The organism is Lentzea sp. HUAS TT2, assembly GCF_051853195.1.
GTDB lineage: Bacteria > Actinomycetota > Actinomycetes > Mycobacteriales > Pseudonocardiaceae > Lentzea.
In genome coordinates this window covers 9,596,773-9,621,438 of record NZ_CP196667.1, presented here as the reverse complement: position 1 = coordinate 9,621,438, position 24,666 = coordinate 9,596,773, and the positions used below count along the sequence as shown (strand labels likewise).

Below are 24,666 nucleotides of genomic sequence, written 5' to 3'. Positions count from 1 at the left end.
ACCGATGTCCTTGGCGCATCCGGGCGGCGTGCGGCCACTGCCAGCGAGGAGTCACGATGATCAAAGTTCTGCAGGTTCTTTCCGCCGCGCGCGTGTGGACGCTCAAGGACGGCACCAAGCACCCGACCGGCTTCTGGGCCGAGGAGTTCGTCGTACCGTACACGCTGTTCACCGAGGCCGGCTGGGACGTCACGCTCGCCACCCCCGGCGGCAGGGAACCGGTCGTCGACCAGCTCAGCCTCGGCGTCAAAGGCGGCGTCCTGCCCCACACGGCCAAGAAGCTCAAGGCCGAACTCGACCGGCTGGCCTCCGTGCTCGATAAGCCGGCTGACCTGTCGGAGATGGATCCCGACGACTTCGACGTCGTGTTCTACTCCGGTGGCCATGGCCCGATGGAAGACCTCGCGGTCGACGCAGTCTCCGGTGCGCTGCTGACCAAGCGGCTGACCTCCGGCCGCCCGGTAGCGCTGCTGTGCCACGCACCGGCGGCGGCGCTGGCCGCGACGAACCCGGACGGCAGCTGGCCGTTCGCCGGATACACGATGACCGGTCTGTCCAACGCGGAGGAACGGCTCAACCCGTTCGCATGGAAAGCCAAGTGGCTGCTGGAAGACCGCCTCAAGGAAACCGGAGCGAATTACACCTCCGGCCTGCCGCTGAAGTCCAAAGTGGTCGTCGACCGCAACCTCTACACCGGACAGAACCCGGGCTCGTCAGCCGCCCTTGCCCGCCGCATCATCACCGACGTCACCGGAAAGGAGTGAGCCTCTGGACCGTCGGACCTCTACCCACATGCGGGTCCTGGCACCGACGAGTGCGACGCGCGGTCACGGATCCCCACTTCGGGAGCCGAACGCTGTCGTAGCCCGCGTTCTCATGAACTGGAGAGACGCATGACCGACCTTCCCCTCCCATCACCCCGTACCTCGAACCGGCTGCGAAGGAACTGGCCGAGGCGACCGACCCGCACCCACGCATCTACGAAGTCCCACCGGAACAGGGCCGCAAGATCCTGCTCGACCGCGCAAAGCGGCGAAGGCGTACCGCGCCCGGACGTCGACGAGGAATGGGTCGACGTGGACGCCGGTCAGTGGGGCACGGTCCCCACCCGCATCATCCGCCCCAAGGGCGCCACGGGGCCGCTGCCGGTCGTGTTCTACATCCACGGCGCCGGCTGGGTCTTCGGCGACGACAAGACCCACGACCGGCTCTTCCGCGAACTCGCCGTCGGCGCCGGCGCCGCGGGCGTCTTCCCGGTTTACGACCGCGCCCCGGAAAAGGGCTACCCCACTCAGGTGGAGCAGAACTACGCCGTCGGCCAGTGGGTCCTCGCCCACGGCGCCGAGCACGGCTCTTCACCTCGGCCTGGATCCCGGGCTCGGTGTCGCCGATCTCCACCACCAGTTACCTGTCCTGCCAGTACGTGCGCACAGTGCGGGGACTCCCGAGCCTCCTGGACACGGCCGCGCATGTCGTAGACGACGGTGAGTGTTACTCCGGCGAGGGCGTTGCGTCAGGCACCTGGAGGCTCGCGGCGGTTCTGCTCGTGCCACGGCAGATCCCGACGGTGTTCGTGCGGCGTGCAGACAAGGTAGCGCTCAACGAAGTCGTCGAAGCCAGAGTCGGTGGGGTCCTGCCGGGCTGTAGGTTCGACGTGCTGGCGCTGCGCTTTGCATTCTCGCCAGTCGGCTTGACTGTGGAGCGTATGGAGACTCGGCCACATCCACCGCGTGCGCCAAGCGATCATCTCTTCCGATGGACGGTCGCCAGAGCAGTAGGCCATCCGCCAAGCCGCGTAGAGGTCGGTGAGCTCGTCGACCGCGACTGTGTGCCGATACCAGCACGGTGGAATGCTCACGTCCGAGGACAACGGATACCGGGTGATGAGATGGTTCACGAACCATCGCAGTTCGTGCCATAACTGTGCAGCTTGGTCGCGGGTCAGGAACGCCCAGGTCCACCGGTTGGGCCGGCTCAGGTCCTCCCGTTCTGCAAGATTCCTCTGCAGCTCCAGAAGGAACTCGCGCAGCGACTCGACCTCGTCGAGCGCCGTGGCGACGCTGCCACCTAGCTCGGAAACGACGCCCGCAAGGTCAGCAAGTTGGTGAGCCTGTTGCTCGCTTGTCGAGGCGAGCTCTGTGACCACCTCGGGAAGCAGTTCCATGTCCAGGACAGGTACATCCTCGACGTGCGTTCGTTTTGAGGCTGCAGTGTCGTCGTCTGGTCCGGGATGTGCGGAGGAAACCTCACTCATCGTGTGCCGGCCTGGACGCTTTGGGGCTCGGTGAACATGTATCGACGTTCGCGTAGGCAGCGAGTAGTTTGCGTGCCTCGTTGCGGCTATGTGTGACTAGGTCCGAGAGGTCTGAGGTCTCCCACCAGCCGGGTAGATCGACTTTGGCCGCGCGGAGGTTGCGGTAGAACAGCAGGCCTTCTCCATCGCGCAGTTCGCGGATCGCGTCCACGGTCAGCGCTCGTTGCCGCCAGGGAGAGACGGTGACCTGATCGCGGGCTGCGCTACCGGTGGACACACTGGCCTGGTCGATGATGCGTTCGGGCAGCAGATCGGACAGCGCCATCAGGTCTTTGGAGTTGCTCAACCCGCCGAGCACGAGCTTGATCGACGCGCAGTCCCAGATTTCGATCGCCTCCTCGACGCCCCAGCGTTGGCGCAACTGTGAGAAGTTCTGCACGTAGACGTAGATCTGGACGCCGCGGCCACCGGAGTCGGCCAGGCGAGCGCTCAGGTCGTCGACCGGCGTGATGTTGGCTGCTTCGTCCATGACGATCCGCAGGGGAGGATCGAGGCGTAGATCGCCGTAGGCGGGGGCGCTGAGCTGCTCCGCGGTCGGACGCTGGGAGAGGATGTCCGCGCGATGCAAGACCTCCACCATCAACGCGTTGACCATCGGAGCGGCCGAGTTCTTCCTTCCGCGCGACACCATGTACAAGGTGTCGCGCCCGCTGCGGATGAAGGCGTCGATGTCGAAGTGCTTGTCGCCCGGCTGGGGCGTGAGCGACCGCATGATCGTCGGAGATGTGAGCGGGCGAAGCAGAAGTTCGAGAGTGGAGTAGATGCCGCCCGCGCCCGAGGTGTCGCTCGTGCTCTTCAAGCTGTCGAGCAAGTTGCGGAGTCCGTCGGCGATCGCGGGCGCGGCACGCTCGTCGGTCTCGAGGATCTGTGCCGGCCGATACGACTGGCTGGTCGTCCACAGCCACAGCGTGCCAAGGTCAGAACCACTCAGGGCTGCTGCGTGCAACATCGCGGCAAGCACGCCTTCGCTCTTGCCGCTGAAGTACCCGCCGTTTTTGGTGTCTTCCAGCGGTCGGGCACTGCAGATTGCCACCGCTCGGCGCAGTGCTACGTCGAAATCCTCACAGCCGCGGATCGGGTTCCACCGCAGCTTCTCCGGCCACGGCACCCGATCTTCCGGATCAAACACCCACACGGAACCGCGCTTGGCGCGCTCCATGACCGTCAGCTCGATCAGGTCGAAACGCGTCGAGGTGGCGACCAGCGCACCTGGCGCACGCAGGACGTCGGACACTGCTTGACGGCCGGTCTTGCCCATCCGCACGGGTGCTACGACGAGCTTCGAGTCTTCGTGCGTGCCATAGATTCCCTCGCCGGTAACCGGCCAGCGAGCGAACAAGGCCCCTGCATCGTCTGCGCTGATGTCGAGGAAATTGGCCAGCGAAGGACGAAGTCGTGCGGCGTCCTTCGCCACAGCCTTGGCACCAAGGCGTTCCTGGATGGCGTGACGCTCGGCTAGACCGGATCGCTGCTCGGCACGGCGCCGGTAGATCCGGTACCGCCAGGCGAACACCCGAGTCCACAGCACGAACTCAGCGGCGAGCACCACTAGAACGAGACTGTAGGTGAGGAACGGGTGGCCAGGTCGGGGATCGGTAGGCCAACCTGCGGCAGGGTCTGACAGGTGACTCGCCCAGCCGGCTACCGTCGCCGGGATCAGGCGAGGCGGAGGCCAAGCCCATCCGTGCCCTGCGAACCAGCCAGACAGTGCGCCACCAGTCAGCACAGCCAAGAGGAACGTCACCAAGAGCGCACCCAGCAACGGGTAGAAGACCCCGAACACTGGCCTGGGGGACGAAGGAACATGACGTTCCTGGTCGCGTTCGCTCATACGCGCCAGACGATCCCGGTAAGCGCGCCGTCGGTGTCGGTCAGCGCGATCTCTCGCGGCGAGCGCTCGTGCCGCACCAAGATCGGGTCCCGTGAGCCTATCTGGAGCAGACACGTGCCCTGGTCCAGCGCCATGATCGTTTCGGCAGTTCCGGGCGGCAGGTTGTACAGCTCGGCGCAAGCGTAGGCATCGTCGTAGGAGCCCTGGCAGTAGATGAACCTGGTCTCTGCTTCCCGAAGCAGTGCGCGTCCAGGGCTGCCAGGCGGCAAATCGAGAACGTGGTGAGTACCCAGAACGGTCGCTAAGCCCAGGCCTCGGGAGATCTTGGCGTTGCGGCGCAAGACCTCACCGATGGACCCCTCGGCGACGTGCCATCCCTCCTCGATGATGTTGACGGTCTGCTCCGCGCGCTCCGATCGCGCAGCGAGCATGTTGGTCTGCCAGGTGTTGACCAGCGCCATGACGACGCGCAGCGCCGGGCCTTCGGTCGGTAGGGCGCTGAGGTCGATGTGTGTGAGCCCGCTGGGATGGTCGAGGTTGACATCGAGACTGGTCTCGCCGTCCACAAGGCCGGCGAGGTCTTCCTGGATCATCCGCTCAAGCGCGAACGAGCAGTCCAGCCCCCAGTCCTGAAGTTCGGCGACGGTGCGGCTCAGCGCGTCGGCATCATCCGCACTGGGGTGCAGCAGGTGGTGCACAACGTTGCCGATGACCGGCACCCGATTGCGCTCACGCGCGTCGCGGGTAGCGGCCAGTAGCGCCAGCCGCAGCGCCTTGCCCTCGCGTTCGGTGACCGGGCGTCCAAGGGCCTCGCTGAGCACGGCGCGCAGCAGCATCATCTGCCCGGTCGGGCGCTCGATGTTGTCCAGGGCATGGCCAGCATCGTCGATCTGTTCGCCTCCCAGCGCGATCACAGGGTCGAGCAGGTTGAGGCGGCTGCCGGTGCCGTCGAGGCTGAACCGGATGGAAGGTGCTCCGAGAAACCGGGCGAGCGCGGTGTACTCGCCGCGCCCGCCTTGCAGTTTCTTGTCCAACACGACAACGCGCCTGTTGCCCAACATCAGCTGCCGGATACACGCCCAGGTCTTGAGCAGGCTGCTCTTGCCCTTGCCGACGTCGCCAATAACGGCGACGTTCACTGAGCTGATTATCTTGTCCTCGTAGGCCGTGTACGGGTCGTGTACGACGAGCTGCCCGGACAACAGGTCGGTGCCGACGATCAAGCCACGACTGCTGGTCGGAGGTGAGCTCAACGCGAGGTTGAGCGCCTCAGCTTGCCGCGTGGTAGTCGACATGGGCTGTTCACGGGGCTCATACCAGCCCCACCGATCCAGCAGCCGTCTGCGAGGCGGCGGAGGAACAAACGCGAGCTTCGGAGGCGGCACGTCCGGTTGGGCTGGTTGCCACCCCAGCTTCGGCAGCGCGACGCGATCCTGGCTGGGGCCGCCTCTGCTTGTGCTGCCTCGGCGCGCCATCAGCGTGTTTCTTTCACCGCAGCGCTACCTGCGGGCGGCGGCGAGACTGGGTGAACGCGCTCGGCCCAAAGCTGTTGAATCAACTGGAAATCTGGCTGACACACGCCACCCCATGATCCGTACACCTCGCCTCGCATCAGAGCACTGGCCAAACACTGCGCTCGAACCGGACAGCCCTGACAAAGCTCAGCGACGCGCGCGCGTTCCGCACGCATAGCTTGCTTGCCGGCGAAGCGTGCTCCCTCGCCGGGAAAGAACTCGTCAGGATCGTTGTCGCGGCAACGCAGTCGCTCCGCGGCGCCGATCACCGCGTCGAGGTCTTGCCAAGTGCAATGGGCGTACCGGCGTGCCTCCGCAAAGCGGGCGTAGTGGAAGACAGTGGGGGAGCGCATCACGCCACCGCCATGCCGCGGGCGAGCGGATATGTGGCGATGACGGCCGCGTCTTGCGCGCGGTCCTGCCACCACAACTCGGTGAGCGCGGACTGGGCCGCCTCGTTCGCAACACGCATACACGCACGACGTAGCTCGGCGGCGCCCGCGGCCGTGACGGAGATCGCCATCGACCAGTCGACACCCTGGTGCCCGGAGCCGGGCGCGAGGTCGTGCAGGCGGCGCTGCGACGCCGAGAGCATCGTGGCATCGGTGCCGTCGTCTACGCGGCCCTTCTTCGCATCGCCCAGCAGCGACGCGCCGTCCTGCGCGACGTCCGCGCGTGCCCTGGCGCGGGCGACCCGGTCCGGCACGAACTCCATCCTGACGCTGAGGGTTCTGATCACCGAGGGCGTGACCGCGGTCAGCAGCGGAGCTAGCCAGCGCGGCCCGAGTGGTGCGGGTGCAATGCCGTCGCGGGGCAGGAACGCCGTGCGGGTGTGCCACTCGTCGTTGACGACGATGTAGTCGGGCTCAGTGGTGTAGCTCTGCCAACAGGTCTCCCACCGCACGCCCTCGTGCTGGTCGATCGGCCATCGCGGGTCTTGCAGCGAGCGCAGCACAGCGCAGGTGCGCTGCTCGCCCAACACCTGCGGGCGGGTGAGCTCGGCGCGCACGGCCAGGTCCGCCATGCGCGCGAGCTCGTCGCGCACCAGCGCCGCCCAGCCGGCCGGGCCGTCATCGTGGGAGCGGGCCTCGTCGTAGAACTCGCTCGTCAGCGGGAACCGCGCCACGAGGTAGTTGCGGTGCTGTTCAGCGGTGCTTGCAGTCAGATCGATCAGTTCCTCGTAAGACTCGATCAGCGGTTCGAGTCCGGGCCGGGTCGAGAGTCGCTGGGAGATGAAATCGCGGTGCGGTGCGGGGTCGTGCGGCACGATCCGGTTGATCTGCTGCAAGCCGCGCAGGAACGAGCCCGCTTTGCCCAGCTGCGAGAGCAGCACCCCATAGCGGACTGAGGCGACTTCGTAGGCGCGCTCGGCCCGCAGCCCGGATGCCTGGCCTTGCACCTCCATGAGCACGCTCAGGTAGGACCGCTCACCGGGATTGTGGTGCCACAGAATGAACATGTGTTCCCACGCAGTGCCTCGCAGGTCCAGCGGCTCGACCCGGCCCAGCGGCGTGGGCAGCGCCCACAGTGGACCGAACAGGTCGCCGGGATCAGACTCGCGGGCGACGTGCGGTGCGAGGAACGTGGTCTCGCCGCGGATGCGGCGCCGCCGCCACCTCCACGACCACAGGACCTGCGCGGCGATCGAGCGACGCCCCCACGGACGCACGACACCATAGGTGCCGGCGAGCACGGCGAATCCGCTGATCGCGCCGGCGACGTCGCCGACCGCCAGCCACAGAACGAACGCGATCACCCCGGCCACGCCGAGCGCGACGGTGGCGGGTGTGCTCAGCGAGCCCAGCAGACCCCGGCGGCTGATCTCGCCGCCCAGTACGGAAATCCTCACTTGTCGTCCCCCCGGACTGTCTCTTCATCGGCCTTGACGGCGCGGTGCGCGCCCTGGCGCATCTTGTTTCCGGCCGCGAGTGCGGCCTGCGCGGCGATCCCGATCGGCCCCATCGCGCCCCCGGCCGCAGAACCCGCCTGCGATGCCTGCGCGGTGGTGCCCGCGGGCGCCGTGCCACCGGGACCGGTGGCAGCTCCCGGCTTGCCCGCTCCCACGCTCGGAGCCCCACCACCAGAACCCGGCGCTGCGGCCGGCCCGGTCACGGTGCTGCCTTTGAGCTGGGGACCGCCCGATGCCTGCGGCGTCGACGTCTGTTGTCGCGGCTGTGGCTTCTGGCCCGCGCTGTAGGTCTGCGCGATGGAGTGGCCGCCGCCCTGCTCGGACTTGCCGTCCTTGTTCTCGCTCTGGGAGCGGGTGTGCTGGTGGCGTTCGAAGGCGGCCATGCCCGCGCCGACCACTGCGGCGGTGCCGAACCCTGCGGAGGGCTGCGAGTCGTGTGAGTCCTCGGCGGTCGGCAGCAACGGCGCGTACTTCAACAACGCGAACGGCGCGAAACCGACCACGATCAACGCGACGATCACGACCACGATCTGGCCCAGCAGCGGCATCCCGCCGGCCTTCATCGCCGGGATCGAGAGGTTGCCGTCGATGATCGCGAACACCGCGCCGAGCAGGAAGTACAGCAGCGGCTTGGAGAACAGCAGCCCGAGGTAGGTGTAGACCGGCCGGGCCGCCTTGGGCCGCCACCGCGGGTGCACGCGCATGCCCCACGCGATCCCCGCCACCAGCCCGGACAACGGCAACGCGACCGACTGCAGCGCGAAACCCACGAAGACCGCGCCGGTGCCGAAGATCAACAGCCCGAACACGATGCTGCCCACTCCGGCACCGCCGGGGATCATCACGGCGGTCACCTGGGACAGCGCGGCCAGTTTGGTGATGGCGCTGCCGATGTAGTCGGACTGCCAAGCGGCGATGCCACTGGTCATCTTGCCCACTGTCGTGTGCAGCACCGTGGCGATCGCGGGTGCGAAAATGGACAGGAACATCCCGAGGGGCAGCTGTTTGAACAGCGCCTCCTGCAGCTCCTCGCGGCCTCCGCCGCCGGAGGCGGTGCGGGAGATCATGAGGACCGACATCAGCGCCATGACCATCAGCCCGAGACCGGTCGACGCGCCGTAGGTGGCGAGAAACCAGGGGCTGCTTGGGTCGAAGTTCCCGACGGTGGCCAGGCCCTCGAGTAACACCCGGACCGTGAAGTCCACTGCCGAGGCGTGCAAGCTGTTGGCGAGCTCGTCCATCGCGCCGGCCGGGTTGGCGACGAACTTCGCGATGTCGACGGCGACCGACAGGATCGAGGCGAACGCGTCGACCTGCATGCGCCCGGCAGCCAGGTGTGCCTCACCGACGATCTTGAAGAACTGGCCGATTCGTTCGAGCCAGTCCGTGTTGTCCGCGATGAACTGCGACAGCCCGTGGAAGAAGTTCGCGATCGACTCGTTCCACCGTATGCAGCGTTCCTTCTTGTCCGGCACCATGACGACACGGCCGCAGTCGACGAAGAACGCCTTCTGACAGTAGGACGACACGGCGTCGGAGCAGGGGTCGCTGAAGTTCTTGACCAGGTTGCTGTCGCCGGCGGCGTACGGCTTCATCCGCTCCAGCGACTCGGCGTCCGGTTTGGCCGCCCACGTCAGGTTCCACGTGTTGCGCACGGGGGCGGTCCACTCGCGGATCTCGTCGGCGCAGTAGCGGAATGCCACGTTGAAGGAGTGGTCGGGGCCGAACACCGCAGGGAACGTCGCCGGTAGTTCCGGTGGTTCCCGGTTGACGTCGGCGGTGTTCTGGTCAGGCCAGAACTTGGCACGTTCGCTGGGCGGCGTGACCCAGTACAGCAGCCGCGACTCGACCTTCATGACCTCGTTGAGATACAGGCTGAGGTCGCCGCCTTTGTCCTTGCACTCCGGTGTGCTGAACCACGGTCCTTTGCGGAACTCGCTGGTGTCGCCGACGTACTTCACAAGGTCGGGAGGGAAACCTTGCGGGGTCTTGCCGTTCGTCGGTGGCTGTGCGAGCGCCGCGGGCGCGAGTGTGAGAAGTAGCGCCAGGACCGTTCCACATAGGACGGTCAAGCGTCGGAACATGCTCCCCCCATAGGTTTATCGCTTACTCGATCGTGATGAAGAAGCTGTAGAAGGCGACCTGCTTGCGCTCGGGCGCCGGCGCGGCGTCGTCAGTGCCGGGCTGCGGGCCGTCGGCGGTCTTGACCGTCGCGACCTTCCAGGTGTCGGCCTCCCAGACCAGCCGGTAGGTCACCGTCGACCACCTCTGCGCGCGGATGGCGCCCCGGCCACTCAGACCCGGACCGATGCCGACCGAGGACACCCACAGCTCGATGACCGCCTGGTCGCCGGTGAAGTCCTTCACCGCGAAGTCAGCCGGAGCCTTGGAGGTCCGGCCGTTCCCGCTGCTCGCCCTGGCTTCGGAGAACAGCTGCCGCGTGGCCTGGTCAGCGCTGCTGGCGATCCACGTGCTCTTCACGGCCTCGGGGTCGGCGTGGCCGTGCGCGACGGCGGGCAGCAGTTGCACGGCGATCATCGCCGCGCTCGCCGCGCCCTCACGGTCGCGGGTAAATCCGCTCGGCACCCCCTTGGTGATCGTCTTCGGCCCGTGCTCGCGGGCCCCCGCGCCGCTGGGCGCGTCGCTGGGCTGCGTCTGGCCGGGCTGTGCCTGCTCACTGGACGCGGGCAGGGCGTAGCGGCCGACCAGCACTCCCGCGACGAGTGCGATGACGACGGCGAGGGCCAGGACGAGCGGGTGGGCGACACGCGGCCGGGGCCCGGTCGGTGCGCTCGTGGGCGTGGTGTGGGACATCTGTTTCTCCGGTTGCTCAGAAGAGGGCAATGAATGCACCGAAGATCATGCCCACACCGGCGAGCGCGATCAGAGAGAATATGGACTTCTTCAAGGATTCGGTGTGTTCGTGCACGTCCGCGGAGTAGCCGCCCTTCTTGGCGCGCTGCAGCTCGACCGTGGCCCTGATGAAGCCGAACGCGATGACGACGAACCCCAGGGCCCACGCACCAGCGAGCCCCGTTTTCCAGGCCGCGTTGAACGGATCGCCCCACACACCGAGGTCCGGTTGAATGCCGTCGAACGGGTTGGGCGAGCCGGTGGGGGCGCCTGGTGGTCCGGGGTCGTTCTGCGCGAGGAACCTCACCTCCGGGTTCTTGCGGTGAAACATCACGTTGCCTTTCGGAGGTGCAGCTCGGTGACCGACGCGTGCGCCGCTCCTGGTGGCGGCCGTCCCGTGTCGGCGGGCTGCTCGGATTCGTGGTTCTCCTGCGTGGGAGGGGTTGCTGTGCCTGTCCGTGGCGGCAGCTGGTCCGGGCGCGGGGCCCGCTGGGCGGCGAGCCGGTCGGCGACCGCGGCCGCCGCGCCGACCCAGGCGCGGCGGGAGGCCTCGCTGATCCGGGCGTGCACGATCGGCCGCCCGCCCGCGAGCTGCGGGTCGAACGGCACCTCGACCACCAGGGCGGTGCGCGCGGCGAAGTACGCGAGCATCTGCCGCCGCAGAGCTGGTGGCGCGGCCGACGTGGCGGGGCCGACGACGGTGACCGCGCCGGCGACGAGGTCCGGCCGGCGGGTGTCGAGGTGGTCGAGCATCCATGCCGCGCTCTGCGCGACGTCGGGCTCGAGCGTGATCGGCACGACCAGCTGGTCGGCCATGCCCGCGGCCCACTGCCAGTTCCCCGCGCGGACGTTGTCACCGGTGTCCATCACCGTCAGCCCGAAGTACCGGCCGAGCAGTAGCCAGATCCGGCCGCACTCGCCGGGCCCAATCTGCTGTGCTCGTCCCGGATCGGTGTCGCTGGCCAGGACCTCGGCGCGCGTGGGCTGCGAGCGCAGGTAGTGGGTGAGGTCGCCCGCCGTGCCGACCGCCGTGAGCTGCTCGGCCGCGCCGAGCAGGTGCCACACGTGCGTGTCCGGTGTCGTGACCTCGGCGCGCTGCGCGAGGGTGCCGCGCGCCTCGTGGTTGTCCCACGCCACCACCGGCCCGCCGCGCAACGCGGCGAACGTGTGCGTGAGCATCAACGCGGTCGTGCTGACCTGAGCGCCGCCCTTCGGGTTGGCGACCATCACCAGCCGGCCGCCCCCGAGGTGCTGGCGCACCGCGACCTCGGCCTGCCGGTGCCGTGCCTCCTCGCGGCCGGGACCGGGCTTGAGCAGCCCGCCGGTCACCTTCCTCAACCGGGCGCGCCACCCCCACATCGCCGGATCGGCCGTCACAGGCGGCTGAACGGCCACCAGCTGCTCCGGGCCCGGACGTTCGGCGGGGACGGCACTGGGCGGCGCGGCTGCGCCGGGCCGCGTCGGGGCAGCGCCGTGCAGGTCGACAGGGTCCTCGGCGTTGTAGCCGTTTCCGGTCACCACTGCGGCCCCCCGCGCGAGAGACCCTGCTGTGGTGGAGCGACATCGTGATCAGGCGCGCGTTTCGGGCGCACCGCCGCGAGAATGCCTTTCGCGACGTCCCGCAGCGATGTGCCCGAGCTGGATGCCTCCACCGCCGGGCCCGTCCGGGACACCGGGCTGCTGTCCAAGGCTTCGGCTAGACGCGTCGGTTGTGGGGCGGAACCGGTGACCGGGACTGGGAGCGGGAAGTCCGTGAACGCCCAGTAATATCCATTCGAATCCCAATGGACTGGTTGGCGCTGGTGGTCCTGTTCGACCGCGTCCTGTGCCATCGCCGCGGTCGGTGCGGGGTGAACAGTCCATCCGCCGCCGTGGGCTTCTGCGTAGCCGTGCCGTTGGACCTGTGTCAGAAGCTCTTGAAGCTCTTCCACAGAGTCGACCCTGAAGTCGTGCTCATCGCCGACGCTCTTCTGGAGGGTCACCGGGTTGTACAACAACCATCCGTTTTCTGCGTCTGGTGGACCTGGTTCGTTGTGGGTGATGAAGCTCCACGCATGCGAAGGGTCTTCTCCGGTCCGGACGAAGATCTCCAAGTTCCTGTCGTCGCCGGGGACGTAGGTGCCGAACGCTGGCTGCCAGCCCCACTGCTCCGGATTCCAGCCGGGCGGGATGCGAATGGGAGGCACCTCGTCCCATTCCGATGAGGGCATGTCTACTGGCCGGAATTCCATTCCACATCTCCCTTCGCGGTCGACTCGTGTCGTGAACCGATGTGCTGTACCGTCATGCGTGAACTCCTTCTCTGAGGGATTTACGGAATTGGTCGGGCGCCGACATTCCGGAAGTCCCCGCCGGTTCTGACCTTGGAAACCTTCACGACGTCGCCGCTTTGCGGGGCTTCGAGCATCATTTGTTGCCCATTGATAACGCCCAGGTACATGGCCACGTGATGCGTGCCCCAGAACAGAAGGTCACCGGCCCTGGCCTGTGTGAACGGGACGACGAGTTTTGCGCGGGTGAGTTGCGCGTCCGAGGGCCGGATGATCTGCACTCCGGCCTGCGCGTACGCGTACAGGGTCAATCCCGAACAATCGAATCCGACTTTGTTGTAGTCGCCGTGCGAGTCGGCGACTCCGCCGTCGCGGACGCCTTTCGTGGGGCCGTCGGCATTGCCGCCGCCCCAGGAGTAGGTGATGCCGAGCCACGACAGACCGGCCGCGATCGCCGTGGCGACCTGCGGGGAGGCCGCGCGCACGACACCGGTGACACCGGCCTCCGGCGGCAGGGTGACGTCCGAGCCGGTCACGGTGACCTGGATCCGGCCCTTGAACGAGCGGTCCGCGCAGTCCAGCGGCGGCCCGGAACCCTCGTAGAGCGCGGCCACGACGGCCTCGGCGAACGGCTGGTGCCGCTGGTAGCGCCAGCCCTCGCCGCTGCGCTCGACGTCCTCCGCGAGCTCGTGGTTCGGGCGCGCGTCGGTCTCGTAGCCCGGTGCGCGTTTGAGCAACACGGTGAAGAAGCCCTTGGACGCGGCGGCGGCGTCGGTGCGGTCGTAGCCGGCGTAGGAATTCCAGGGGCCCGGCACGATCTGCTGGAACACACCGACCGCGTTTCCGTTGCGCGCCAACGGGTTGAGCGTGGACTCCTGCATCCCGGCCTGCAACGCGACGACCGCGCCGCGGCGGGTGATGCTCATGGACTTGGCGACCCCGAGGATCTGCTGCACCGTCGTGGTCTGCGTCGGCGAGAGCGTCACCCCGCCGAACGAGCCGCCGCCCTGCGGTGGCGCCGGGGTACTCGGCCCGCTGCCGGGAACCTGGCAGGTCGCGGGCGGGACGATCGACTCGGCGTCGGCGCGGCGTGGTTGCAGCAGCACCAGCACGAGCAGCATCGCGGCGGCCAGCGCGGCGAGCGGGATCAGGAGGAGTTTCGCCATCAGCCGGCCTCGACATGGACGTCGACGAGCCACCGGCCGTCAGGCTGGCGCAGCACCGAGCGGGTGGTGAGCACCGGTTCCGTCTGCAAGGCCACGTCGGCCGCGAGCAGGGTGCGGGTCGCCGTCGCCCGCACGTAGACCTGGCCCTCGCCGCGCGGCGCCTCCGGGATGAGCTCGACGACGATCCGGTCGCAGCGAGTGGACAGCTTCTGCTCGACCACCGCGCGGTGCGAGGCCTCGCTGTCACCGGCCTGCAGGTCCGCGGTCTTGCCCGCCGTGGTGGCGAACACCGTTGCCCGCTCGACGTTGTTGTTGCGCGGCTGGCGGTAGTCCGAGGCGCACCACTGCGTCATCCACGCCCGCGTCACCGCGACCGGGTCCGCGAAGTCTGTGATCGCGGCGGTCGGCGCGGTCGGGGGCGGCGGCACCGTCGACGGCGTCCCGGCGGGCGCGGACGGCGTGATCGCCGAGACGCTCGGCAGCCGCAGACCCGAACCGGGCGGCGGTGACGGGCTGGTCGCCGGTGTCGACCCGCTCAGCTCCGGCCCTGTCGGCGCCGGAACCGGCCGTTCAGGCGCGGGGGAGGAGCAGCCCGCGCACACCAGCACGGCGAGCGCGGCGGCCAAGCCGGTCGAGATCCAGGTACGCATGGGCTTTCTCCTTCCGGGGCGGGGCGGGCGATCGGTCAGGTTGGGTGTGAACGGCGAGTGCCGGGCGGCGTGCGTGTGTCGCGGTGGCCGGTCACGGCGGTCCGCTCTTGGGCGGGCGGGTGTCGCCGGGCCCCCGGTTGACAGCACGGCGCCCGCGCGGCCTGGAGGCCTGCCATTCGCGGAAGGTGCGGTCACCGACGAGCCGCTGGATGTGCGGGATGTGGTTCTGCCTCATACCGACCGGCGACGGGCCCAGCACGGCATCGAGGTCTGTGGCGGCGTTGGTGTGCCATCCGGCGGCCGCGATCGCTTCCTCCGTCGGGAAGACGTCGGCGACGCGGTGCCGCGTGGGGTCGATGAGGTGGTCCTCGCGGCCGCCGTAGCTGTAGACCCAGCGGAAGTTCTCGGGCGCGTTGGGTGCGGCGATGCGTTCGAACCGGGAGATTTCCTTGGTATAGCTGTAGATCAGCGTCCCCGGTGTCGCCCGCGCTGCCTCCAGCCAGGCGGACAGGTATAAGTCGGAGAAGTAGTCGCCGGCGTCGTGCACCCTGAGCGCCGCCCCGTCGAACTTCGGTGCGCGCAGCTCGTCGATGATGTCGGCGGTCCACTGGTCGAGGTCGTCAAGGATGCGGGCCAAGTTGCGCTCGTGTTTGGCCAGAACCTGCGGGAACCGGAACGTTCCCGTTCTCGCATAACAGGCTCGTGCGCACACGCCGGCCTGCTCGCATGTCACGTACTTGCGACCGTCGGGCAATTTCCCTGACAGAGCAGGGATCGAGAAGTTGTGGATGCCGTGCGGACGCAGCCACCGATTCTGGGTGATCATGCGTTCGGGCCTGGAAGTGTTTCGTGGCATCAGGTTTCACCTCGCACACGCGCGTTCCGTTGTGGACGGTGCGTGAAGAGCGGGACGAGAGTCGCGATCGACGGGCCCAGGGCGACTGCGAGAAGCACGCTTCCGGCACCGAGTGATCCATTGGCGACCGCGATCGCCGGGTTGATCATGAGCACGCCGGTGAGCAGGCACAGCACGTCGGCGCCGATGCGGATGCGTGCCGGGCTCCAGTCCGTGCGGCGGGCGATCGCGACCATCAGACCGTCGCGGGGCAGCGCGCCGAGCTCGGCCGACAGGTACAGGGCGGTGCCGACGGCGAACATGGCGCCGCCGAGCAGCATCGCCATCACCCGCAGCCACACCACCTGCGGCGCGGGCAGCACCGCGAGGGTGAGGTCGGCGACGACCGCGGGGATCACGGCCGAGGTGACGGTGCCGATGCCGGGCTTGACGCGCAGCGCGAGGTTGAGCACCAGCAACGTCGACTGCACGGCGATGATCGTGCCGCCGATCGTCCACCCGAACCGGTCACCGACAGCCCGGTGGAACACATCGAGCGGTAAGAGTCCCAAGGCGGCGTTGACAAGCATTCCCACCGCGACGCCCATGAGCGCGTTGCCCACGACGACCTGGCCCAGCCGGACCACGAACGGCCGTGACCCGCTGACCTCGGAGGCGGGCTGCTCCTGTGCGGGATCAGTGGGCATGACCGCTCACCCACTCGCGGTCCGGCACCGGCGTGCGGCGGTCGAGCGCGGCGGCCCCGGCCTTCTCCAGCAGCACCAGCAGGTCGTCGGCGACCTCCGGCGCGGCCGCGAAGATCGGGTCTCCCAGGTGCGCGGCCGCCCCCTCGGTGCCCGGCCAGCTGACGACCGCCCCGGCTTCCTCGCAGATCAGCAGCCCGGCGGCCCAGTCCCATTCGTTGAGGTAGTGCTCGAAGTAGCCGCCGTACGTGCCTTGCGCGACGCGGCACAGGTCGATGACGGCGCTGCCGACGCGGCGGATGTCCTCGACGTGTTCGATCATGCGCGCGACCACGGCGGCCTGCGGTCCGCGCTCGGCGGCCTGGTAGCTGAAGCCGGTGGCGAGCAACCGCTGCGCGAGCGGCCTGTCCGTGCGGGCGTCCAGCGGGATCCACTGGTGCCGCACGGCCGGGTCGTAGACGCGGGCGCCGTTGCCGCGCCCGGCGGAGTAGACGCGGCCGCTGACCGGTTCGGCGACCGCGCCGGCGAGTACGACGCCGTCGACCTCGATGGCGATCGACACTCCGTACTCGGGTGCGCCGGCGTGCAGGTTCGCGGTGCCGTCGACGCCGTCCGCGATCAGTCGCAGCTCTCCCGGCCGTGCCTGCGCCACACAGCTTTCCTCGCCGGTGAAGGAGTGCGGGGCGTCGCCCCAGATCTCGGCGGCTTCCTGGCGCATCGCGGCTTCGGAGGCCGGGTCGCAGTCGGTGACGTAGTCGGTCTCGCTGCTCTTGGTGGTCGCGTCAGTGGCTCCGGGCCGTGCCAGGCGCTCGCGCACGGCGCGGGCACCGGTGCCGGCGAGGTGCTCGGCGTGGATCTGCAGCTGACGGGTATCGAAATGCACTTGCTCTCCCTGACGGTGGTAGATCACGGGCGGGGCGGGCCGGATCACCCGATGAGGCGGGGGCGGCGCGCCGAGGCGGTGCGGCGTGACATCTCGCTGTGGCCCGGTGCAACCGGGCGCGTCAGGGAGGGGCGAGAGCACGTCGCGAGGGTCAGAACTCATGGCGCGGGCCCGAAATCGGCCGTGCGGGCCCTCCGGAACGAGCCGGAGATCGGGTGCTGGTGGGTGGGGGCGCCGGACGCGGACGTGTCCAACCCCAGCGGGCACGTCCGCGCCGGCACGTTCGTGATCATCGGCCCGCTCCCGTCACGACCGGGCACACCGCGGTGATCAGCCCGCTGCGCGGCGCGGCGAGCGCGAGCGCGGGGAACACCTTGCGCAGCAACCCGATCCCGGCCGTGTTGGTGGTGCTGACCGACGCGGTGACCGCGAGCGCGCCGTCGCGGGCTGCTTCCTCACCGAGGCGGGTCGCGAGCGCGGTACCCGCGCCGTGGCGCTGCCAGGCGTCTTCGACGAGCACGGCGATCTCGATGCCGCCCGCGTCGAAGAGCATGGACGCGATGCCGACCATGCTCTGCTCGGTCCAGGCGGCGACGGTGAGCTGGTCGGCGCGCGAGGGCAGCGCCTCCAGCAGCAGCCGGGCCGCGCCGGGGGTCCCGCCGTGGCAGCGCGACCGCAGCGTCGCGTCCGAGCAGCGGGCCAGCAATCCGCGCAATTCCCGCATGGCCGCGTCGTCGTCGGCGTAGACGTCGAACACCTCGAAGGCGGTCACGCTCCCCACCTCCGCGCGAGCAGCGATTGCGACTGCAGCAGCCGCAACGGCCGCGCCGTGACAGGCCGGGGCCACTGCAACGCCTGCAGCAGGGCGGTCGTGCCGCGCTCGCCGCTGATGAAGAAGTGCCCGCCGGGGAACGTCGTGTGCGTCGCGTCGGCCGCGAGTTCCAGCCACCGGTGCGCGGTGCTCGCCGGCGCGTACCAGTCCGTCGCGCCCGACCACGCGTAGAGCGGGCAGTCCAGGACGGGAAGCTTGGCGGGCCAGTAGGTCTCGCAGGCGGTGAGGTCGGCGCGCACGCGCGGCAGCCACGATCGCAGGAACTGCTCGTGGCGACGCAGCCGGGGCGGCAGGCCACCCATGTCGATCAGCTTCGCGAGCAGCTCCCGGTCACCGAGCTGGTGCAGAGGGTGCGGCGGGCGCACCATCGGCGCGCGGCTGCCCGAGACGATCACCGCCTGCGGGGTGCGCTGGTGCTCCTGCAGGCGCACGGCGACGGCGTGCGCGAGCAGCGCGCCGAACGAGTGCCCGAACAACGCCACCGCGGCGTCGCCGCCGGTGTGCGTGAGCAGTTCGTCAGTGATCGCGTCGACCAGCTCCGGGGACAGCTTGGTAACCGGGTCCTCGTCGCGGCGGTCGTCGCGGCCGGGCAGCGTCACGGTCACCAGGTCGATTCCCTGGGGCAGCAACGGGATCCACGAGTGGTAGGCGTTGAGACCGGCGCCGGACCAGGGGAACGCGACCAGCGTGTGCCGGGCGGGGCCGGACCCGTTGCGGTACCGGGCGAGCCACCCTGGACTCGAGGAAGGAGACGCGGGGCGTCGCGGTGGCGCCGAGGCGGCGGACGGCGGAGTCGTCAGGATCGTTGGCATGTTCGTGATCACCACACGGGCACGGAAGTCGGGACAGGACGGGGGAGCAGCGCGCCGTGTTGCGGGGCGCGATCACGCAGCACCCGCCAGAACACGATCTCGTCCGCGAGAACGGCGGGCATGCCGCCGGGGTAGAGCGTGCCGCGCGACATGATCGCCGGGGCCTGCGGTTCGCGCGGGCCGTCGATCTCGATGGCGTAGTGGGTGCCGCGCGGGGCGTCGGGGATGAGCTCGCCGATCGGGACCGCGCCGTCGCGCAGCAGGACGAGCTGCTCGGGTGTCAGGCCCAGGCGCGGTACGTGGATCAGCGACTTGATCGACGCGAGGTGCGGGCCGTCGGCGTTGAGCGGGACGAAGACACCGTTGCGGCGCAACACTTCCGTCCCGGCAGGCAAGCTGAGCAGCATGCCCTCGTGCTCGTCGACCACGTCCAGCCGGTCCGCCTCGACCGGCACCCGCCGGAGCGGATAGCCGGTCCACCAGCTCAGGATCGTGGAGAACTTCGGTGCGACCCGGATCCCGCGTGCGAGCCGGGCGACTCGATCGGTGAGCTCGTCGGCGGCCGCACCGGGCTTGAGGGGAATCACCGGGTCCTCCTTCTGTGCGTCGCTGGTGGTGTGGGGCTGGTGCGCCCCACCCCCGGGGAAGTGGGGGTGGGACGCCGGACCTGGGTCCGCGAACCGGTCCTGGCCTGGGATCAGCCGGTGACCGGGTGGTGGCCGTCCTGCAACTGGGGCGTCGGCGCGGGCTGCGGCGTCGGCGCGGGCTGCGGTGTGGTGCCGGGCTTGGGCGTCGGCTTCTGCGTGCTGGTCGGCGGCTGCCCAGTCGGTCGGCCCGTGGGCTGCCCTGTGGGCGGGTTGGTCGGCGGGTTGGTGGGAGGCACGGTGGCCTTGCCGCACTTGACGACTGCGACCGTGATCGTCTGGGCGACCTTGTCGCCCGCACCGAGGATCTGGATGGTCGCGCCCGCCCCGCCGCCGAAGCTGACCTTGAGCTTCGGGTCGCTGGGCGCGGCGCCGCCGTGGGTGTAGCTGACGGCGCCGTCGGCGCACTTGGCCGACACCGACCCGATCGTCTTGCCCGCGACCACCACGTTGCCGACGGTCGCCTCGGCGATCCCGTTGCCGGCCTTGACAGTGATGCCGGTCGCGGACCAGCCCATGCCGGATACCGAGCCCGATGCCGCCTTGACTTCGCCATCGGAGGTGACCGAGGGCTGCGCGGCCTTGTTCTCGGTGCCGGACGCGGAAACGCCATACGCCGTCGACGTACTCGCCTGGGCACCGGCGAGGCCGTGGACTTGCGCGTTCGCCGGTGCCAGCACGGACGCCGAGGCCGCCGCCGCGAGCGCGCCGATGCCGGCCGCGGCGAGGAACAGGCGTGTGGAGTGGGTGGTTGTGCGGACCACGTGGTCCCCCCTTGATGTGGTGTGGCCCTGGGGCCGGGTACGGGTATTCACTTGATCAACACCGGGGTGCCGAGCGGCAGGTCGCCGCGGGTCATCGCCTCGGTGAGGCTTGCGAGCGCGTCCGGCGGGATCCGGACGCAGCCATCGGAGGAGGCCGCGCCGTAGACCTCAGGCGTGGGCCAGGTGTGCAGGCCGACCGTTCCGGGGCCGCCGCCGAAGGTCAGGTGGGTGTCGGAATGCGTGCCCAGCGGGAGCACGACCTTGGAGAACGTGGAGCTGTTGTCGCGTAGCGCGGCGAGCAGAAACGTCCGTCCGGCCGGGGTGATCGCGCCGGGTTTGCCGATCCCGGCCTTCCAGCGGCCGGTGACGGTGCCGTTGATGGTGAGCGTGACCTCGAACGTGCCCCGGTCCAGGGTGATCACACTGGGGCTCTTCGCGACGGTGACGTCACGGGTGTCGGTGTGCATCCACGCGACGGAGTTGTTGGGGCGCGAAGGAAGCGCGACCAGCGCCCACCCCGGCTGGGTGTCCAGGATGGACAGCCACGTGTCGGTGTGGGTGATGTTCGGCTCGATGCCCAGCGGCTGGGTCGCGGGGACGACGGCGACCGGGTCGCCGCCGGGCGCGGCGTACACGGGCACCGCTGTCGTGGGGTGGGCGACCAGCCCACCCGGCACCTGGTCAGGCGCGGGGTCGCGCGGCGCGGCCGGGGTCGCGGTGAAGGTGGTGGCCTGCGGGAGCGCGGCGAACTGCTCGGCGCTCACCGCCTGCGGTGCCACGACCGGCGCCGCCTCGACGATGGAAATCGGGCTGGTGGTGGTGTTCTGACCGAGCGGGTCGATGTGCTGCTCACCGGCGGTGGGCCGGGTGAGCACGATGCCGGACACGGCCACGAACACGGCGACGGCGACCAGCCCGGCGCCGGCCAGCAGGGCGGGCCTGCGGCGCGCCTGCGTCGGCGGCGACTGGTAGCGCCGCGCACCCGAGGGGGATTGCGGGCCGGGCGTCGGCCGCTGCTCGTCTTCCTGACCAACCTGTCCGGGCCGGTCACCGTCGTGGATCATCACGACCTCCTTTCTGCTTCTCGGTGGGGGCTGGGTGCGGGTGCGGCGTGCCGGCCGCCCCCGAGCGGCGGACCGCCGCACCCGCGACTGGGGGACTAGGGGTCAGCGCAGGAGCACCGCGGTTCCGGCGGGCACCTCACGCAATGCGTCACGCACACCGGCAGGAGTGGGGACACAGCCGGCGGCGTCGACCTGGCCCAGCGGGGACGTCGCGGGCAGCCCCGGCACCGTGATCCCGCCGAACGGGCCTGTGCACAACCGGTCGGCGTCGAGGCGGAACGGCCACAGCACCTGCAGCAGCCACGGCAGCGCGTCGCCCTGACCGGCGGCGACGAAGCTGCGGCCACCGGTACGGGCCGTGACGGCGACCGACGCCGGGGTACCGGTGAGCGTCGACGCCGCGGTGGTGCCGTGGCCGAGTTCGGCGAGGACCGCGACCTTGCCGGTGGCGGTGTCGATCTCGATCCGCCGGTCACCGTGTGCGAGTTCGACCTGTGGCCGCAGGTGGATCCAGCCGACCGCCGCGGCGCCGGTGGGATGCGGCCGCGAGGGCAGCATCACCAGCGCCCAGCCCGGCCTGCGCTCCAGCACCGGCGTCCACGTCGGTGTGAGGAGCTGCCGGGGTGGCAGCACCGCGAACGCGCACCCGCCGGGCTCGGCGTACACCGGGGCGTCGACGGTGGGGTGCAGCACGACCGTGCCCGGATCGGCACCGGGTGCAGGATCGACTGGCGCGCCGGCCAAGGTCTCGCCGACGGCCGCGCGCGGCAGCGCCGCCAGCTCCGCGTCGCTGATCGCTCGCGGTGCGACCGCGGCCGCGTCCAGCTGTGCGGCGGCAGGCAGCCGGTCCCGCAGCGGCGGTGCCGGGGTGGCCGTCACCGTCACGGTCTGCGGAGTGGGCGCCACCGCGCTGGTGCGGGTGTTGTCGTGCAGGCGCAGCAGCGTCACGAGCGCGATCAGGATCGCGGCCAGCAGCAACGTCAACAGCACACCGGGCCTGCGCCAGTCCGTGAGCCGCAGGAGCACGGCGTGGCGGAACAGCGCTGCTGGGGTGAGCGGCGTGAGCGGCTGGGTCTTCTCCGCGTCGGTCTCCGGCCCGGCGGTCAGCTGCACGGTGCTCGTGCCGACGACTGCCACCTGATCGGGCAGCGGCGTGATGACGACGTCGTCGCCCAGGCGCGCGCTCACGGCGTCTTCCCGGCGATGACCTCGCCGACGTGCTTGACGACCGAGCAGGTGTCGGTGCCGAAGCGGCCGTTGGTGATCGCGATCGCGGCGGTGCCGTTGGCCAGCGGGATGATTCCGGTGCACAGCGGTTCGTTGCTCGACTTGTTGGTCCCGGAAATGATCAGCCCGGCCTTGCCGCCGAAGGTGTGCGGCTGCGAACCAGGCTGCTCGGCCTGCGCGGTCTTCATCTCACCGGGCTTCGCCCAGACCACCAGCGCGAAGAAGTTCTTCAGCTGCCCGCGCTTCTCGGGCGACGCCGTGATGTCCGACACCGCGCCGTTGTCGTACCTGCAACCGGTGCGGAACACATCGTTCGCACCCGGTGCGCGCAACCGGGGCTTGAGGTCCTTGTCCGGCCTCACCTCCGCGGGGAAGGCCTCCCAGCCGAGTGCGCACGGGTCGTACGGGGCGCCGACAGTCTTGGCGTCCACGCGCGGGTCGAGATCACCCAAGGTGATCTGCTTGGGCTTGTCCTGCGCGGCCACCGTGGCGGTGGCGTGCGCGGCGGGCAGCGTGGTGAGGCAGGCTGCGGCGGCGAGCGTGAGCACGCCGCGCGTCAGGCTCCTGATGGTCGTCATGATCTTGTCCCCCGACAAAGATGTGTTGAGGCTTACGGGAAAAGGGCTTTCAGCAGCTCCGCGACCAGCGGGTCGCGCATGCTGTTCAGGCGGGCCCGGTCCGCCGTGGCGTCGACCTTGCTGCCACGTGGCGGCCGCAGGTTCTGCCGGATCCGCAACGCGCCCGGCTGTGCTTTGTCACCCAGCACCGCGATGGAGAGCTCTTCCTTGTCGCGGCCCTTGCCGTCGGCGTCCTCGGGATCGCCCACGCGCATCACTGGCTTGCCCGCGATGGACAGCTCGGTGACTTTCGCCGCGGTGTCCCGCCTGGACTGCAAAATGGACAGATCGCGGGCCAGGGATTCTTTGGCCGCCAAAAAGATCTCGACTTCGAGGACGGACTCGTACTTGCCGTCCGCGCTCTTCTTGTTGTCGTCGGAACTGATCGTGCACGTCGGGCTGCGCGGGCTGTCGGCGATGACCCGGTAGTGGCCGGTGCCCAGGAAACGGTCCAGCACGTCACCGGGCAACGCCGAGCAAAGCATCTGCGCCGCGGCGACCGGATCTTCCTCAGCGGTGCGCAGCAGATCCTTTCCGGTCTTCGGCCTCGTGTCCGACCACTCCAGACAAACCTCGGGCTCGTTGCTACGCGAGCACATCCCAGCCTTGCCGCTGCTGGCCGCGGACTCCGGCATCGCGGCGCCGGGTACGACGGTGCTGCACCCGCCCAGCGCCGTGGCCGCCAGTGCGGTCGCCGCGACAACTAGGGTGAGACGGCGGGCGTTCATCGCCTGCCCACCTTCGACAGCACCTTCTCCGCCGCCTGCTGCGCGACGTCGCAGGTCGCCGTGGACATGCGGATCTGCTGGTACAGGACGCCGCCCTCGGTGGCCCGGTTGTCCTGCACGATGCTGGTGCCCGGGTCGTAGACGATGTAGCTGGTGCAGCCCGAACGGCCCTGGAAGATCACCGTCTTGTAGCTGGCGACCGTGATCTCACGGGCGCTTTGATCGCCTGGCTTGACCAGCGCCGACGGATCGTCGTCGACCATGAGCGTGATGCCGACCTCGTTGCGGCCCACACCCTTGTCGCGTGAGGGCGGCCCTGGGTTGAGCGGTCTCGCGGTGCACGCGAACGGCCCCGATGGCTGCAACACCGCGTCCTTGCCGTACAGCTCCAGCGCACCCGACGCCACCGTGCACGGATCGAGCTTCGCCAGCGTCAGCTCCGGCGTCGTGCGCCCGGAACCGCGCTTGGGCAGGTCCTTCCACAGCGGAGCGAGCTTGCCCGCGTACTCCTTGGCCAGCTGGCAGCTGGTCTTGGCCGGCTTGTCCTCCCCGGTGCCGGACGGGCTGGTGCGCAGCACGATCGCCCGGTCGGCGTCGAGCGGCTTGGCCAGCGTGCACGTCCGTTCGTCCTCGGACAGAAACATCTCCAGTCCGCCGACGTTCTCTGGAGCGGCGTCCTTGCGCTGCGAGGCGTCGAAGGCGTCGCCGACCTCCAGGTAGATCGTCCAGCTGGACCTGAACTCTCCCTTGTGGGTGCGCAGCACGCATTCCTGCATGCCGTCCTGCGACGGCACGAGCTCATCGAGCTCGTCGCCGGTGACCTCCTTCGCGGCGTCCGGATCATGCAGACCGCACGCGTCGATCGCCCGGTAGCCCGCCGCGGCCTCGGCCAGTGCGCGATATTCCTGCGGGATCGCTTCCTCGATCTTCGCCGGTTGCGCTTCCCCGGCGCCCTCGGGAGTGCTGGGGGCGTCCTCGGTGCACGCGGAGGCCAGTAGCACCGTGCCGAGCATCAGCACGACGGTGAAACGTTGTCGTAGAGCCATGTT

General features: G+C 69.5%; 27 protein-coding genes. 2 read left to right on the top strand and 25 right to left on the bottom strand.

From position 1 onward, the window contains the following. Positions 1-56: 56 nt before the first annotated feature. Positions 57-764, top strand: coding sequence for a type 1 glutamine amidotransferase domain-containing protein (locus tag ACSHWB_RS45575; protein WP_439659568.1), 708 nt, complete (start codon positions 57-59; stop codon positions 762-764). A gap of 312 nt (positions 765-1,076) precedes the next feature. Then, positions 1,077-1,478 (top strand): alpha/beta hydrolase, encoded by a 402-nt coding sequence (locus tag ACSHWB_RS45570; protein ID WP_439659567.1) that lies wholly within the window; start codon positions 1,077-1,079, stop codon positions 1,476-1,478. A 35-nt stretch (positions 1,479-1,513) separates the two neighbouring features. Here the strand turns inward: ACSHWB_RS45570 and ACSHWB_RS45565 are convergent, their stop codons facing one another. The 25 genes from ACSHWB_RS45565 to ACSHWB_RS45445 form a co-directional block, all read right to left on the bottom strand. After that, positions 1,514-2,164, bottom strand: coding sequence for a hypothetical protein (locus tag ACSHWB_RS45565; protein ID WP_439659566.1), 651 nt, complete (start codon positions 2,162-2,164; stop codon positions 1,514-1,516). Positions 2,165-2,246: 82 nt separating this feature from the next. After that, a complete protein-coding gene (locus tag ACSHWB_RS45560; protein WP_439659565.1) occupies positions 2,247-3,863 on the bottom strand; it encodes a type IV secretory system conjugative DNA transfer family protein in 1,617 nt (538 codons plus the stop codon). 278 nt (positions 3,864-4,141) lie between these two features. Further along, the gene (locus ACSHWB_RS45555; protein WP_439659564.1) at positions 4,142-5,368 is read right to left on the bottom strand and encodes an ATP/GTP-binding protein; all 1,227 of its coding nucleotides are present in this window, start codon (positions 5,366-5,368) and stop codon (positions 4,142-4,144) included. A gap of 251 nt (positions 5,369-5,619) precedes the next feature. After that, complete coding sequence (locus tag ACSHWB_RS45550) at positions 5,620-6,012, bottom strand: WhiB family transcriptional regulator (protein WP_439659563.1); 393 nt, start codon at positions 6,010-6,012, stop codon at positions 5,620-5,622. After that, entirely contained in the window at positions 6,012-7,508 is a 1,497-nt protein-coding gene (locus ACSHWB_RS45545; protein ID WP_439659562.1) for an SCO6880 family protein, read from the bottom strand. The genes ACSHWB_RS45550 and ACSHWB_RS45545 overlap by 1 nt, the downstream gene beginning before the upstream one ends. Further along, positions 7,505-9,529 (bottom strand): hypothetical protein, encoded by a 2,025-nt coding sequence (locus ACSHWB_RS45540; RefSeq protein ID WP_439659561.1) that lies wholly within the window; start codon positions 9,527-9,529, stop codon positions 7,505-7,507. Before ACSHWB_RS45540 ends, ACSHWB_RS45545 begins: the two co-directional genes overlap by 4 nt. Before the next feature lie 145 nt (positions 9,530-9,674). Next, on the bottom strand, positions 9,675-10,382 hold the full coding sequence (locus tag ACSHWB_RS45535; RefSeq protein WP_439659560.1) for a hypothetical protein: 708 nt from the start codon (positions 10,380-10,382) through the stop codon (positions 9,675-9,677). A 16-nt stretch (positions 10,383-10,398) separates the two neighbouring features. After that, positions 10,399-10,728: a hypothetical protein gene (locus ACSHWB_RS45530; protein ID WP_439659559.1), complete on the bottom strand. Its 330-nt coding sequence runs from the start codon at positions 10,726-10,728 to the stop codon at positions 10,399-10,401. 23 nt (positions 10,729-10,751) lie between these two features. Next, entirely contained in the window at positions 10,752-11,939 is a 1,188-nt protein-coding gene (locus tag ACSHWB_RS45525; RefSeq protein WP_439659558.1) for a MinD/ParA family ATP-binding protein, read from the bottom strand. Next, positions 11,936-12,652 (bottom strand): hypothetical protein, encoded by a 717-nt coding sequence (locus tag ACSHWB_RS45520; RefSeq protein WP_439659557.1) that lies wholly within the window; start codon positions 12,650-12,652, stop codon positions 11,936-11,938. Before ACSHWB_RS45520 ends, ACSHWB_RS45525 begins: the two co-directional genes overlap by 4 nt. Before the next feature lie 80 nt (positions 12,653-12,732). Beyond that, complete coding sequence (locus tag ACSHWB_RS45515) at positions 12,733-13,857, bottom strand: C40 family peptidase (RefSeq protein ID WP_439659556.1); 1,125 nt, start codon at positions 13,855-13,857, stop codon at positions 12,733-12,735. Then, positions 13,857-14,507: a hypothetical protein gene (locus ACSHWB_RS45510; RefSeq protein ID WP_439659555.1), complete on the bottom strand. Its 651-nt coding sequence runs from the start codon at positions 14,505-14,507 to the stop codon at positions 13,857-13,859. The genes ACSHWB_RS45515 and ACSHWB_RS45510 overlap by 1 nt, the downstream gene beginning before the upstream one ends. A gap of 91 nt (positions 14,508-14,598) precedes the next feature. After that, on the bottom strand, positions 14,599-15,333 hold the full coding sequence (locus ACSHWB_RS45505; protein ID WP_439659554.1) for a GP88 family protein: 735 nt from the start codon (positions 15,331-15,333) through the stop codon (positions 14,599-14,601). A gap of 29 nt (positions 15,334-15,362) precedes the next feature. Continuing rightward, the gene (locus ACSHWB_RS45500) at positions 15,363-16,049 is read right to left on the bottom strand and encodes a YczE/YyaS/YitT family protein (RefSeq protein ID WP_439659553.1); all 687 of its coding nucleotides are present in this window, start codon (positions 16,047-16,049) and stop codon (positions 15,363-15,365) included. Continuing rightward, the gene (locus ACSHWB_RS45495; RefSeq protein WP_439659552.1) at positions 16,039-16,929 is read right to left on the bottom strand and encodes an inositol monophosphatase family protein; all 891 of its coding nucleotides are present in this window, start codon (positions 16,927-16,929) and stop codon (positions 16,039-16,041) included. The genes ACSHWB_RS45500 and ACSHWB_RS45495 overlap by 11 nt, the downstream gene beginning before the upstream one ends. Before the next feature lie 158 nt (positions 16,930-17,087). Beyond that, entirely contained in the window at positions 17,088-17,222 is a 135-nt protein-coding gene (locus tag ACSHWB_RS45490; RefSeq protein WP_439659551.1) for a hypothetical protein, read from the bottom strand. Further along, positions 17,219-17,701 carry a GNAT family N-acetyltransferase gene (locus ACSHWB_RS45485; RefSeq protein ID WP_439659550.1) on the bottom strand — a complete coding sequence of 161 codons (483 nt, stop codon included), beginning with the start codon at positions 17,699-17,701 and terminating at the stop codon, positions 17,219-17,221. Before ACSHWB_RS45485 ends, ACSHWB_RS45490 begins: the two co-directional genes overlap by 4 nt. Then, positions 17,698-18,573: a thioesterase II family protein gene (locus tag ACSHWB_RS45480; protein ID WP_439659549.1), complete on the bottom strand. Its 876-nt coding sequence runs from the start codon at positions 18,571-18,573 to the stop codon at positions 17,698-17,700. Before ACSHWB_RS45480 ends, ACSHWB_RS45485 begins: the two co-directional genes overlap by 4 nt. 8 nt (positions 18,574-18,581) lie before the next feature. Beyond that, positions 18,582-19,160, bottom strand: coding sequence for a hypothetical protein (locus ACSHWB_RS45475; RefSeq protein WP_439659548.1), 579 nt, complete (start codon positions 19,158-19,160; stop codon positions 18,582-18,584). Between the two features lie 110 nt (positions 19,161-19,270). Beyond that, complete coding sequence (locus tag ACSHWB_RS45470) at positions 19,271-19,981, bottom strand: hypothetical protein (RefSeq protein ID WP_439659547.1); 711 nt, start codon at positions 19,979-19,981, stop codon at positions 19,271-19,273. A 47-nt stretch (positions 19,982-20,028) separates the two neighbouring features. Beyond that, complete coding sequence (locus ACSHWB_RS45465; protein ID WP_439659546.1) at positions 20,029-21,045, bottom strand: L,D-transpeptidase family protein; 1,017 nt, start codon at positions 21,043-21,045, stop codon at positions 20,029-20,031. A gap of 102 nt (positions 21,046-21,147) precedes the next feature. Next, positions 21,148-22,233 (bottom strand): hypothetical protein, encoded by a 1,086-nt coding sequence (locus ACSHWB_RS45460; protein WP_439659545.1) that lies wholly within the window; start codon positions 22,231-22,233, stop codon positions 21,148-21,150. After that, positions 22,230-22,850 carry a hypothetical protein gene (locus tag ACSHWB_RS45455; RefSeq protein ID WP_439659544.1) on the bottom strand — a complete coding sequence of 207 codons (621 nt, stop codon included), beginning with the start codon at positions 22,848-22,850 and terminating at the stop codon, positions 22,230-22,232. The genes ACSHWB_RS45460 and ACSHWB_RS45455 overlap by 4 nt, the downstream gene beginning before the upstream one ends. 32 nt (positions 22,851-22,882) lie before the next feature. Beyond that, on the bottom strand, positions 22,883-23,617 hold the full coding sequence (locus ACSHWB_RS45450) for a hypothetical protein (RefSeq protein WP_439659543.1): 735 nt from the start codon (positions 23,615-23,617) through the stop codon (positions 22,883-22,885). Next, complete coding sequence (locus ACSHWB_RS45445) at positions 23,614-24,663, bottom strand: hypothetical protein (RefSeq protein WP_439659542.1); 1,050 nt, start codon at positions 24,661-24,663, stop codon at positions 23,614-23,616. Before ACSHWB_RS45445 ends, ACSHWB_RS45450 begins: the two co-directional genes overlap by 4 nt. Positions 24,664-24,666: the final 3 nt, after the last annotated feature.